We start from the raw sequence: 11,901 nt of genomic DNA on the forward strand, positions 1-11,901 counted from the left end.
GGCGCAGCCTTCCTGGCGCCGTCCGTCGATCCCGGCAGTTTCATTCACCGGCGGAGACCGAAGTGGATATCCTCATACAGCAGGTGCTGAACGGCCTCTCGATCGCGAGCGTCATCACGCTGATCGCCGTTGGCGTCACCCTCATCTTCGGCCTGACAGGCATCATCAACTTCGCCCATGGCGAGTTCCTGATGGTCGGCAGCATCGTGACGTGGATCGCGGTGCAGCAGGGCATTCCGTTCCTCCCGGCCATGCTGATCGCGATCCTCGTCGTGGCGGTCATGGGTTTCGCGCTCGAGCGCGGCCTGTTCCAGTTCACCCTGACGCGACCGACCAACGGCTTCATCGTTTCGCTCGGCCTGATCATCGTCCTGCAGCACGTCGTCATCCTGTTCTTCGGCCCTAACCAGAAGAGCATTCCGCGGCCGCTTTCCGGCGTCTGGGATGTCTCGGGCGTTCGCATCGCCTCGGTCCGCGTGATGGTCATCCTCGTCACGATCGCGGTGGTCGCCATGACCTTCGTCATGATCACCCGCAGCCGTTATGGCCGCGCGCTGCGCGCCGCGGTCGAAGATCGCGATACCGCCGCGCTGATGGGCATTCCCGTCCGTCGCTATATCACCGGCGTCTTCGTGCTGGGCAGCGCCTTGGCCGGCCTCGGCGGCGCGCTGCTGATCGCGCTCTTCCCGGTCACGCCCTTTACCGGCGGCACCATGGTCATGAAGGGCTTCGCCGTCGCGCTGATGGGCGGTCTCGGCAATCTGACGGGCGCTGTCGTCGCAGGCCTCATCCTCGGCATCGTCGAGGGATTCAGCGCCGGCTACGGCTTCTCCGAATGGACCGACGCCTATTCGTTCGGCCTCATGATCCTCGTTCTTCTCATCAAGCCCAATGGCCTCTTCGGGGGCACAAGCGGCCCCAAGATGGCCTGAGCGGCGATGAAAGCGTCCCATACCATGAAAAACCGCGCCTCCCCGTTCGCTTCCCTCCTGCCGGCCCTGCTCGTGATCGGCGTCCTGGTGCTGGTTCCGGCCCTCGGCCCCAGCAACCGCACGCTGTCGCTCGCAATATCCGCCGGCATCAACATCGTCGCGCTCTATGGCCTCGCCGTGCTGTTCGGCCAGACCGGCATCCTCTCCATGGGTCATGCCGCGCTGGTCGGCGTCGGTGCCTATGTCGCGGCGATCCTCGCCCGTGATGCGGGCATCGGCTTCTGGGTCGCCCTGCCGCTCGGGAGCCTCCTGGCGGCGGTGGCAGCGGCCATTGTCGGCGTGCCATCGCTGCGCGTCAGCGGCCACCATTTCGTCATCATGACCTTCGCCTTCGGCCAGTTGCTGGCCATCGTGCTGACCAATGGCGGTGACTTCACGGGCGCCGCCACCGGCCTCGACCTGCAACTGCCGGTAACCTGGTTCGGCCGCGATGCGGGCGAGCTCGTGCCCTATTATTTCATCGTCGTCGCCTTCGTCGCGATCAGCGCGATCGCGAGCTGGGCCATCATCAACTCCTCCTATGGCCGCACGCTGCGGGCGATCCGCGAGAACGAGAAGCTCGCTGCCTCGCTCGGCATCAATGTCGGCCGGCACAAGATCGGCGCCTTTGTCGTCAGCGGCCTGTTCGCGGGAGTGTCGGGCGTGCTCCTCGCCTATTTCTTCCGCCATATCTCGCCGAACCAGTTCTCGTCCTTCCCCAGCATCTATCTTGCCCTGATGGTGATGATCGGCGGCGCGCGGCTGCTGCTCGGCCCGATCGCGGGCGGCATTCTCGTCTCCTTCCTGCCGGAAATGCTGAACCTCGATCCAGTGGAATCGCGCATTCTCTATGGCGTCTGCCTGATCGCGGTCATCCTGCTGCTGCCGAACGGGCTGATCGCCGGCCTGCTGCAGGGCCTGCAGGCGATCGTCAAGGCCGCCTTCGGCTCGCGCGCGGAGACGCCAGCGGCCGGCGCCAACAACGCATCCGGGGCAAGGCGATGAACGCGATTCTGGAAATCAGGGGCCTGCGCAAGCAGTTCGGAGGCGTGACCGCCCTTTCGGGCGTGGACCTCTCCATCGACGAGGGCGAAATCCTCGGCGTTGTCGGGCCGAACGGTTCCGGCAAGACGACCTTGTTCAATGTCGTCACCGGCGTCTACAAGCCGACGGCCGGCGCCGTCACCTGGCACGGCCGCGACATTACGGGCCTCGTCGCCCATGAGGTATCGGGCGCGGGCATCGCCCACACCTTCCAGCAGGCGATGGCCTTTCCCGGCCTTCCCGTCTTCGAGAATGTGCAGATCGCCTGCGAGCACGCCCGCAAATCCGCCCGGCCCTATCCCTGGACCACGCCGGACGCGCTGCTCGACTTTGTCGGCCTGTCCGAACTCGCCCATGAGCGCGCCGGCATCCTGCCCTTCGGCAGCCTGCGCCTTCTCGGGATTGCGCTCGCCCTTGCGACACGACCTTCGCTCATCCTGCTCGACGAGCCGGCGGCGGGCTTGAACGACAGGGAGACGCAGACCCTCGTTGGTCTGGTCAAGCAGTTTCCGCAGCATGGAATCAGCGTCTGCGTGATCGACCACGACATGAAGCTGATGCAGATGCTCTGCCGTCGGCTGGTCGTGCTCGATTTCGGATCGAAGATCGCGGACGGCCTCATCCACGACGTCCTGAACGATCCGAAGGTTCTGGAAGTCTATCTCGGAGGCGTATTGTGACGCTTCTCTCCATCAGCGATGTCACCACCGGCTATGGCCCGACCGTCGTCAACCGCAACGTCTCCCTGACGCTGCAGGAAAACGAGGTCATCACCATCCTCGGCCCGAACGGCGCTGGCAAGTCGACGCTGCTGCGCACGATCGTCGGCCTCGTCAAGCCACGGGGCGGAACCGTCATCTTCAATGGCGAGGACCTGACCGGCCGGACGCCCGACATTCTCGCCAAGCGCGGCGTCGTGCTCGTGCCCGAGGGGCGGCGCATCTTTGCGGAGATGACGGTCGGCGAGAACCTGCGTCTCGGCGCCTATGCGCGGACGGATACCGAAGCGATCGAGGCCGATGTCGGCACGATGGAGGCGTTCTTCCCGATCCTGGCGACGAAACGCCACCAGAAGGGCGGCTCACTCAGCGGCGGCCAGCAGCAGATGCTGGCGATCGCGCGCGGTCTGATGGCCCGCCCGCGCGTGCTGCTCCTCGACGAGCCGTCGCTCGGCCTCTCCCCCCTGCTCGTCAAGGAGATCCAGGCGATCATCCTCGGCATCGGCAAGCAGTTCGGCGCATCCGTCCTGCTTGTGGAACAAAACGCCGGTTTGGCCTTGTCCGTCGCCACCCGGGGCTATCTGATGCAGAATGGCCGCATCGTGACCTCCGGTCCCATCGCCGAACTCAAGGACATGTCGCTGATGCGCGAGCTCTATCTGGGTGGAATTACGGAACAGGCTTCATGAGTCATGATCCGATCGCCGTTTCCTATGGCCGCGGCCATCTGTCGGTAAGCCTGCCGCCGGATGCCGTCGCAACGCTCGTCCGCAAGCAGCCGCTGCCGAAGCTCGCGGACCCTGCTGGCGCGCTCCAGGCTGCGTTTTCGAAGCCGATCGCGGCCTTGCCGCTGGCCGAACTGGCCAAGGGCCGAAAGAGCGCCTGCATCCTCATCTGCGACATCACGCGGCCGGTCCCGAACGGGCTCTTTCTGCGCCCGATGATCGAAACCATGATGGCGGCGGGCATTCCGCTGCAACAGATATCGATCCTGGTCGCGACAGGGCTTCACCGGCCCAATCTCGGCGACGAGCTCGCCGAGCTGATCGGCGATCCCTGGGTGCTCGAGCATGTCCGGATTGAGAACCATTATGCGCGCGACGAGGCGGCCCATGTCGATCTCGGCCATACACCGACGCGCCACACGCCCGTCAAGCTCGACCGGCTGTTCGTCGAAGCCGATCTGAGGATCGCGACCGGCCTGGTCGAGCCGCATTTCATGGCCGGCTGGTCCGGCGGCCGCAAGGTCATCGCGCCCGGCGTCGCCCATCACGAGACGATCCGGACCTTCCATTCCGCGCGCTTCATGGAAGATCCGCTGGCGGTTCAGTGCAACCTCGTCGGCAACCCGCTCCATGAGGAACAGCTTCAGATCGTCCGCATGCTGGGCGAGGTCTATGCGCTCAACACGGTGCTGGACGAGGACCGCGATCTCGTCTGCATCACCTTTGGCGAGATCATTGCGAGCCACCAGGCTGCTGTCGACTTCGTCAGCGAGGCGACCAACATCCGCTTCGACCGGAAATTCTCGACCGTCGTGACCTCTTCGGCCGGCTACCCGCTCGACAAGACCTATTACCAGACCATCAAGGGGATGGTGACGCCGCTCGACATATTGAAGCCGGGCGGCACGCTGATCATCGCCTCCGAATGCTCGGAAGGCTTCGGTTCGGCCGAGTTCCGGGAGGCGCAGGCGAAGCTCGTCGAGCTCGGCCCCGAACGCTTCCTCGCGACGCTCACGGCGAAATCGCTCGCCGAGATCGACGAGTGGCAGACCGAGATGCAGCTGAAGCCCATGCGGCTCGGCAAGGTCGCGCTCTATTCCACGGGTCTGGCCGGCGATGATCGAAGGCTGACCGGGGTCACGATGGTTGACGACATTGAAGCCGCGATCGCCGAAAGCATGGCGCTGAGCGGCGACCGGGATGTCGCCATCATTCCCGAGGGGCCTTATGTCGTTCCCCGCTTCGCGCCCTAGCATGTCCTCCAGCCTCGGCATCCCGCACTGGCGGGCCGGGATTTCAGGGCTTCAGATTCGCCTCGCGCATCTCCTCGAAGCGCGCGGCGCTCTTCGAAAGATGGCTGCGGATCGTGCGGCGTGCGGCCATTTCATTGCCGTCGCGAATGGCGGCGAAGATGGCGTGATGCTCCCGGCGCATGCGCGTCGCATGGCGCCTGCGCTCCGCCGGCGTCATGCGATCGAGCCGCGCCCATTGCCGCGGCACCATGCTGCTGCCGAACGTATCGAACAGGCGCCCGTAATAGGGATTATGCGTCGCAACGAGAATGGCGCGGTGGAAGGCGTAATCTTCCTGCGCGCCATAGCCGCCTTCCTCGATCGCCTGATCGAGCGCATCGAGACAGGCCTGGATGCGCTCGATGTCTTCCGGCGTACGGCGCAGGGCCGCAAGGCCCGCCGCCTCATATTCGATGCCCATGCGCAGCTCGAGCACGCGCTGGACCTCGTCGATCGATTCGAGATCGTTCGGCAGGATGGTGAAGGCGGGCGGCGTGGGGTTGCTCGACACGAACGCGCCGAGGCCCTGGCGGGTCGCGATCAGTCCCTTGGCGCGCAAGGTCGCCAACGCCTCGCGCACGATGGTTCGGCTGACGCCGGTCGCCTGCACGATCGCCTGCTCGGTCGGGAGACGCTGGCCCGGCTTCAGGGCACCGGATTCGATCTGCGCAATCAGCGTATCTGCAAGTCCGCTACGCAGATTGGGTACCTGCTGGATGGCGCCGAAAACGACGTCGTCCTTGTCAGTCATCTGGATTCGAAATCCCGCAAATGAAGTGCCGACGCTTGCGCGTATAGCCTTTTGCTAGCGTAAGCGGACCGGAAAAGCAAAGAAGCATCGGCGCCTTCAACCGGGCCGAACAACGGAGGAGGAATGTCATGAAGGAGCGCATCGGCTTCATCGGCGTGGGCGCCATGGGTTCAGGCATGGCCGGCAATCTCTGCGCCAAGGGATGGCCTGTCACCGTGCTCGCGCATCGCAATCGCGCGCCAGTCGAAAAGCTGCTCGCGGCCGGCGCATCGGAGGCGACGACGCCGCGCGAACTGGCGCTTGCGAGCGACGTGGTCATCCTCTGCGTCACGGGTTCGGACCAGGTGCAGCAGGTCCTCAACGGCACCGACGGCATCATCGCGGCGGGAAAACCGCTCTTCCTGATCGATTGCTCGACCTCCAATCCCTCCGTGACGACGAAGCTCGCGGAAGAGCTGGCGGCGAGCCAGATCACGCTGATCGACGCGCCGCTCGCCCGCACGCCGAAGGAAGCGGCCGAAGGCAAGCTTGATGTCATGGTCGGCGGCTCGGCGGCGGATGTCGCGCGGGCGCGGCCTATCCTCGAGGCCTTCGCGGCCCGCATCGTCCCGACCGGCCCCGTCGGCAGCGGCCACACCATGAAGCTCCTCAACAATTTCGTGTCGATGGGCTACTCGGCGATCTATTCCGAGGCGCTGATGCTGGGCGCCAAGGCAGGGCTGACGCCCCAGGTTTTCGATAGCGTGCTTCGCGGCAGCCGGATGGATTGCGGCTTCTACCAGGCCTTTTTCGACTTCGTGCTGAACCGCAACGAAAACGCGCAGCGCTTCGCCATGGTCAACGCGCTGAAGGACATGTCCTATCTCTCCTCCTTCGCGCTGGCCTCCGGCGCGATCAACCCGATCAACGCCGCGGTCCGCAACAGTTTCGCCACGGCGGTTGCCGCCGGCCGTGGAAATGCCTTCGTGCCGGCCCTCTCCGACGTGATCGCCGCCGCCAATGGGGTTACACTCGTTGAAGCCGCAGACGCGGCCGACTGAGCGGGAACCTCCTCATGCTTCATCTTCATCTCGATCCGGTCGGCGGCATGGCCGGCGATATGTTCGTCGCCGCCCTGCTCGACCTTCGGCCGGATCTCGAAGAGGGTCTGAAGGCCGCTCTCGCGCTGTGCCCGCTGATCGAGACCGTGCAATGCAGCCTCGTCGCCCATGATGACGGCATATTGACGGGGCGCCGGTTCCTCGTGCGCCATGACGACGCCGACGCCCCGGCTCCCGAACCCCACCACCACCATCATCACCCCCATGCAAACGAACACGCGCATGGGCATGACCACCAGCACGAGCATGCTCACGAGGACCATGACCACCACGGCCATGTCGACTGGCGCCTGATTCGCGAGGCGCTGTCGCAGTCCCGGCTCGACGACGAGACCAAGCGGCACGCGATCGGGATCTTCAAGCTGCTGGCCGGGGCCGAGGCACGCGTCCACGGGCGCAATGTCGATGACGTCGTCTTCCATGAGGTGGGCGCGTGGGATTCGATCACCGATATCGTCGCGGCGGCCTGGCTGGTGACGCGGCTCGCGGCCGAGCGCTGGACCGTGGGCGTGATCCCGATTGGACGCGGCCGCGTCCGCTCGGCGCATGGCCTGCTGCCGGTTCCCGCCCCGGCGGCGGCCCTCTTGCTCGAAGGCTTCGCGGTGATTGATGACGGCCTGGACGGCGAGCGCGTCACGCCGACAGGGGCGGCGATCCTCGCCTATCTCTGCCGCAACCCGGCCCCGCATGTCGGGGCACGAATCCTGAAATCCTCAGCCTATGGCTTCGGGACCAAGCGCTTCCCCGGCATCAGCAATTGCGTGCGCGTTCTCGCCTTCGAAACGCCGCCCGCGCGGGATGCTTCGTCGGACCAGGTCGCCGTGCTCGAATTCGAGATCGACGACCAGACCGGCGAGGATATCGCCCAGGCCGTCTCGAATTTGAGGGCCCTTCCCGGCGTGCTCGATGTCGTGCAGGCCCAGGTCTTCGGAAAGAAGGGCCGCGTGATGACGCATCTGCGCATCCTCGCAACGCCCGAACGGCGCGATGCCGTCATGGCCGCCGCGTTCGACGAGACCACCACGCTCGGCATTCGCCACATGCTCGTGGAGCGTGCGATCCTGCGACGGCAAAAGACCACGGTCGAGCATGACGGTGTCATCTACCACGCCAAGACGGCAGACCGGCCATCGGGACGGACTGCGAAGATCGAGGCCGACGATCTCGCGGGTCTTCCGGGGGCGGCGTCGCGCTCATCATTGCGCGCACTGCTCGAAGGCGTGCTGAAGGCAAGGAGGGAGCTGCCGTGATACGAGCCAAACTCGAGGGCGTGCTGTCCTCCCTCGGACCGGTCACCATCGCCGTCAGCGGCGGCGTCGATTCCATGACGCTCGCCATTGTCGCTAACCGCCTGCTTGGTGCCGACACCGTCAATGTCGGCCACGCCGTTTCGCCGGCGGTGCAGCCCGAGGCGACCGAGCGGGTCAGGCTCTGGGCCGACCGCGAGGGCTGGGCCCTCCTGACGCTCGATGCCGGGGAGTTCGGCGATCGCAACTATCTCGACAATCCGGTCAACCGTTGCTTCTTCTGCAAGGGCCATCTCTATGGCGCGATCGCGCGCGTCTCGGAACGCCAGATCCTCTCCGGAGCCAATATGGACGATCTCGGCGAATATCGGCCTGGCCTCGATGCAGCGCGGGAGGTGGGCGTGCGCCATCCCTATGTCGAGGCGGAGATCGACAAGGCCTCGATCCGCGCGCTCGCTCGCGAACTCGGGCTGGGCGATCTCGCCGAGCTACCCGCCTCGCCATGCCTGTCCAGCCGCGTCGAGACGGCCATCGCGATCGAGCCCGCCATGCTGATCGCCATCCACGCGGTGGAAAAACTGGTCGGTGCACGGCTACAGCCGCAGACGGTGCGCTGCCGCGTCCGGCACACTGGCGTCGTCGTCGAGCTGGACCAGCCCGCGCTGGCCGCAGCTGACGGCGACCGGGAGCTGCGCGCGGCGATCACCGCGCTGCTGCCCGGTACGCTTGCCGCCCGTCCGGTCAGGTTCGAGGCCTATCGCAAGGGCAGCGCCTTTGTCGGAGCGACGTCGTGAGCGAAAGCGACATCCTGAGCGGAAGCGACGTGGTGTTCGACCATGGCCGGGGCGAGCGGATCGGCATTGATGAAGCCGTATACTGCCTCGGCAAGAGCGCCGATCAGATCGGCTCGATCCTCAGCCTGGCGGAAACAAAAGGCCATGGCGTGCTGCTGACGCGCCTCGACACGGCCAAGCTCCAGCAATTGACCGCGGAACACCTCGACGCGCTCGATTATTGCGCCCTGTCGCAGACCGCCTATTTCGGCCCGCTCCGGCCTATCATGATCACGGGCAAGGTCGCGATCGTCGCTGCCGGAACATCGGACGCGCCGGTCGCACGCGAAGCGGCACGCACGCTGCGGCATGCCGGGGTCGATGCAACGCTGATCGTCGATGTCGGCGTCGCCGGTATCTGGCGGCTGATGGACCGGATCGAGGAAATTCGGCAGTTTCCGATCGTCATCGCGGTCGCCGGCATGGATGCGGCGCTCGCCAGCGTTCTCGGCGGGCTGGTGCAGAGCACGGTCATCTGCGTGCCGACCTCGGTCGGCTATGGCGCGGCCGAGCATGGCAGAACGGCCCTGAACGCGATGCTGTCGAGTTGCGCGCCGGGGCTCCTGACCTGCAACATCGACAATGGCTATGGCGCCGCCTGCGCCGCCATCCGCATCCTCAACAGCTTCCGCTAGAGTGTTTCCGAGCGAAGGGGCCATCGGTTCGCGTGAAGGAAGCGCTACAAATCATTTAGATAACGGCACCGGACCGCTGCCGGTCCGGCGCCGCGCGATTGCCGCCTCAGGCCGCGTCGACCGTGAGCTGTGACTGTTCGCCGAGTCCTTCGATACCGAGCCGGATGGTCTGGCCGGCGAGGAGGAAGACAGGGGGCTTCATGCCGAGGCCGACGCCGGGCGGCGTGCCGGTCGAGATGATGTCGCCGGGCTGCAGGCTCATGAACTGCGAGATGTAGTGGACGAGAAACGCGACGCCGAAGATCATCGTCTTCGTCGATCCGTTCTGCCGCATGACGCCATCGACCGAGAGCCACATCTTGAGGGCCTGCGGGTCGACGATCTCGTCGCGCGTGACCATCCAGGGGCCGATCGGGCCGAAGCTGTCGGCCGACTTGCCCTTCGTCCACTGGCCGCCGCGCTCGGCCTGGAATTCGCGCTCCGAGACATCGTTGATCAGGCAATAGCCCGCGACATGGTCCAGCGCATCCGCTTCAGAGACATAGCGCGCCTCATCGCCGATAACGACGCCAAGCTCCACCTCCCAATCCGTCCTCTTCGAGCGGCGCGGAATGATGACATTGTCGTTCGGGCCGGTGATGGCGCTGGTCGCCTTCATGAAAAGGATCGGCTCCTCCGGAATGGCAGAGCCGGTCTCGGCCGCATGGTCGGCATAGTTGAGGCCGACGCAGATGAACTTGCCCGTTCCTGAAACGCAGGGCCCATAGCGGCCCGGATCAGTCACGACCGGCAGGCTCGCGGTCGGGATCGCCGCGATGGCAGCGAGTCCCTCGGCGGTCAGCGCGTGGCCGGCAATGTCGGTCACATGCGCGGAGAGATCGCGGATCGCGCCGTCTTCATCGACGATGCCGGGCTTCTCGCGGCCCGACTGGCCGTATCGAACAAGTTTCATGTCGTATGTTCCACTGTGGAAATGAGGGTCGTGTCAGGCATTGGCCCAGCCGCCATCGATGACGATGGCGTTGCCGGTCATGAAGGCGGACTCGTTGCTGGCGAGATAGACGGCGAGATCGGCGATCTCCTCCGCCTTGCCGATCCGCCCCATCGGCTGACGCGCCACGAAGGCCGCACGCGCCTGGTCGTAATCGCCGGTCGAGCGCATGCGGTCCTGCAGTGACGGGCTCTCGACCGTGCCCGGGCAGATCGCATTGGCGCGGACGCCCTTGCCGACATAGTCGAGCGCGACCGACTTGGTCATGCCGATCACGGCGGCCTTGGTGGTGCCGTAGATGAAGCGGTTCGGCGCCGCGATCACGGTCGAGGCTACGGACGCCATGTTGACGATGGCGCCGCCGCCGCGCGCGATCATGCCCGGCAGGAAGCCTCGGATCATGCGATACATGGCACGGATATTGAGGTTGACCGAGAAATCGAAATCCTCCTCCTCGCATTCGAGGATCGAGCCGCCATGGACGAAGCCGGCGCAGTTGAAGAGGATGTCCGGCGCATCGGCAGTGGCCACGAAGTCCTTGATCTGCTGGCCATCCAGAACATCGAGGCGATGCGTCGACACGCCGGCGAGATCACGGAGCGAGGCGAGCTTGCCCTCGTCTATATCGGTTGCCCGCACCTGCGCGCCCTCGCGCAGGAACGCCAGCACGGTCGCTCGCCCGATGCCCTGCGCCGCCGCGGTCACCACGGCGGTCTTTCCTGAAAGTCGGCCCGTCATCCTGTCAATATCCTCGTTTTGACAATATCCGGCGCTCTCCCGGCGTTTCGTGGAAACGCCGGCGGTCAACGCCTGGTCTGGTCGCGCTATGCTGGCGCGGTGCGGGTTCCGCTCCGCCCGAAACGCTCTATTCGGCCTGCTCCTCGGGGAGCCCGACGCGGCTCGCCGCACCGGAGAGATGGGCGATCATCGCCTCCCGCGCGGCAGCGGGGTCGCGCGCCTCGATGGCATCGAGAATTCGCTGGTGCTCGCCGATCGTAACCCGGGCGAGTTCCTCCGACTTCTTCTGGTTACCCGACGCCAGAATACTGTCGCGGACCCGCTCCGAGACGAATGTCAGGAACTGCACCATGTAGAAATTGCCCGTCGCGGCGGCGACCGTCTTGTGGAAGTTCAGATCCGTCGTCAGCCACATGACGCTGCCATAGGGCACGTTGGTCATCGTCTCGAGCGCTTCGCGCATCGCCGCGACATCGGCCTCCGTCCGCCGCTGCGCCGCCAGCGCCGCCGCCTGAACTTCGAGAATGCCGCGCAGCTCGAACAGGCTGCGAAATGCCGATGCCTGCTGCAGCGCGTCATAGTCGATGGTGAGCACGGTCGCGTTCGGCTCGTCGGTGACGAAGGCGCCGCGCCCCTGTTGCGACCAGATCCGCCCCTCGGAACGAAGCCGCGCAATCGCCTCGCGGATGACGTTGCGGCTGACGCCGAAAGTCAGCGCCAGCTTCTGCTCGGTCGGCAACTGGTCACCCGGCTGCAGACGGCCCTGCGCGATTTCGCGCGAGATCGAGCTCGCCACCAAAGTCGAGAGATTGGGGCCGCGGCTCACCTTGTCGAGCTTCAATGTCACGCCGTTAT

13 protein-coding genes are annotated in these 11,901 nt (G+C 65.6%); 9 read left to right on the plus strand and 4 right to left on the minus strand.

Features of this window, described 5'->3' with window-relative positions; all coding sequences use genetic code 11:
- Positions 1-62 precede the first annotated feature (62 nt).
- From QO014_RS07300 to QO014_RS07320, 5 genes are read left to right on the plus strand one after another with little or no spacing between them, the layout of a single operon-like run.
- Positions 63-932, plus strand: a complete 870-nt coding sequence (locus QO014_RS07300; RefSeq protein ID WP_266348020.1) for a branched-chain amino acid ABC transporter permease — start codon at positions 63-65, stop codon at positions 930-932.
- A gap of 24 nt (positions 933-956) precedes the next feature.
- Positions 957-1,976 (plus strand): branched-chain amino acid ABC transporter permease, encoded by a 1,020-nt coding sequence (locus QO014_RS07305; protein ID WP_266348021.1) that lies wholly within the window; start codon positions 957-959, stop codon positions 1,974-1,976.
- A complete protein-coding gene (locus QO014_RS07310; protein ID WP_266348022.1) occupies positions 1,973-2,695 on the plus strand; it encodes an ABC transporter ATP-binding protein in 723 nt (240 codons plus the stop codon). Before QO014_RS07305 ends, QO014_RS07310 begins: the two co-directional genes overlap by 4 nt.
- Complete coding sequence (locus QO014_RS07315; protein WP_266348023.1) at positions 2,692-3,423, plus strand: ABC transporter ATP-binding protein; 732 nt, start codon at positions 2,692-2,694, stop codon at positions 3,421-3,423. Before QO014_RS07310 ends, QO014_RS07315 begins: the two co-directional genes overlap by 4 nt.
- Positions 3,420-4,712 (plus strand): nickel-dependent lactate racemase family protein, encoded by a 1,293-nt coding sequence (locus QO014_RS07320; protein WP_266348024.1) that lies wholly within the window; start codon positions 3,420-3,422, stop codon positions 4,710-4,712. Before QO014_RS07315 ends, QO014_RS07320 begins: the two co-directional genes overlap by 4 nt.
- 43 nt (positions 4,713-4,755) lie before the next feature.
- On the opposite strand, the gene QO014_RS07325 is transcribed toward QO014_RS07320, so the two are convergent.
- Positions 4,756-5,502: a FadR/GntR family transcriptional regulator gene (locus QO014_RS07325; RefSeq protein ID WP_266348025.1), complete on the minus strand. Its 747-nt coding sequence runs from the start codon at positions 5,500-5,502 to the stop codon at positions 4,756-4,758.
- Between the two features lie 86 nt (positions 5,503-5,588).
- Here QO014_RS07325 and QO014_RS07330 point away from each other — a divergent pair, with 86 nt between their 5' ends.
- From QO014_RS07330 to larB, 4 genes are read left to right on the plus strand one after another with little or no spacing between them, the layout of a single operon-like run.
- On the plus strand, positions 5,589-6,542 hold the full coding sequence (locus tag QO014_RS07330) for an NAD(P)-dependent oxidoreductase (RefSeq protein WP_266348605.1): 954 nt from the start codon (positions 5,589-5,591) through the stop codon (positions 6,540-6,542).
- A 14-nt stretch (positions 6,543-6,556) separates the two neighbouring features.
- A complete protein-coding gene (gene larC, locus QO014_RS07335) occupies positions 6,557-7,852 on the plus strand; it encodes a nickel pincer cofactor biosynthesis protein LarC (protein ID WP_266348026.1) in 1,296 nt (431 codons plus the stop codon).
- Positions 7,849-8,643 carry an ATP-dependent sacrificial sulfur transferase LarE gene (gene larE, locus QO014_RS07340; protein ID WP_266348027.1) on the plus strand — a complete coding sequence of 265 codons (795 nt, stop codon included), beginning with the start codon at positions 7,849-7,851 and terminating at the stop codon, positions 8,641-8,643. Before larC ends, larE begins: the two co-directional genes overlap by 4 nt.
- Complete coding sequence (gene larB, locus QO014_RS07345) at positions 8,640-9,317, plus strand: nickel pincer cofactor biosynthesis protein LarB (RefSeq protein ID WP_370877110.1); 678 nt, start codon at positions 8,640-8,642, stop codon at positions 9,315-9,317. The genes larE and larB overlap by 4 nt, the downstream gene beginning before the upstream one ends.
- 106 nt (positions 9,318-9,423) lie before the next feature.
- Here the strand turns inward: larB and QO014_RS07350 are convergent, their stop codons facing one another.
- The 3 genes from QO014_RS07350 to QO014_RS07360 all read right to left on the minus strand — a co-directional run bounded on the left by QO014_RS07350 (position 9,424) and on the right by QO014_RS07360 (position 11,893).
- Positions 9,424-10,269 carry a fumarylacetoacetate hydrolase family protein gene (locus QO014_RS07350; RefSeq protein ID WP_266348028.1) on the minus strand — a complete coding sequence of 282 codons (846 nt, stop codon included), beginning with the start codon at positions 10,267-10,269 and terminating at the stop codon, positions 9,424-9,426.
- Between the two features lie 33 nt (positions 10,270-10,302).
- Positions 10,303-11,046 carry an SDR family oxidoreductase gene (locus QO014_RS07355; RefSeq protein ID WP_266348029.1) on the minus strand — a complete coding sequence of 248 codons (744 nt, stop codon included), beginning with the start codon at positions 11,044-11,046 and terminating at the stop codon, positions 10,303-10,305.
- A gap of 127 nt (positions 11,047-11,173) precedes the next feature.
- Positions 11,174-11,893 carry a FadR/GntR family transcriptional regulator gene (locus QO014_RS07360; protein ID WP_266348030.1) on the minus strand — a complete coding sequence of 240 codons (720 nt, stop codon included), beginning with the start codon at positions 11,891-11,893 and terminating at the stop codon, positions 11,174-11,176.
- Between the last annotated feature and the right edge of the window lie 8 nt (positions 11,894-11,901).

The organism is Kaistia dalseonensis, from assembly GCF_030814715.1.
Lineage (GTDB): Bacteria > Pseudomonadota > Alphaproteobacteria > Rhizobiales > Kaistiaceae > Kaistia > Kaistia dalseonensis.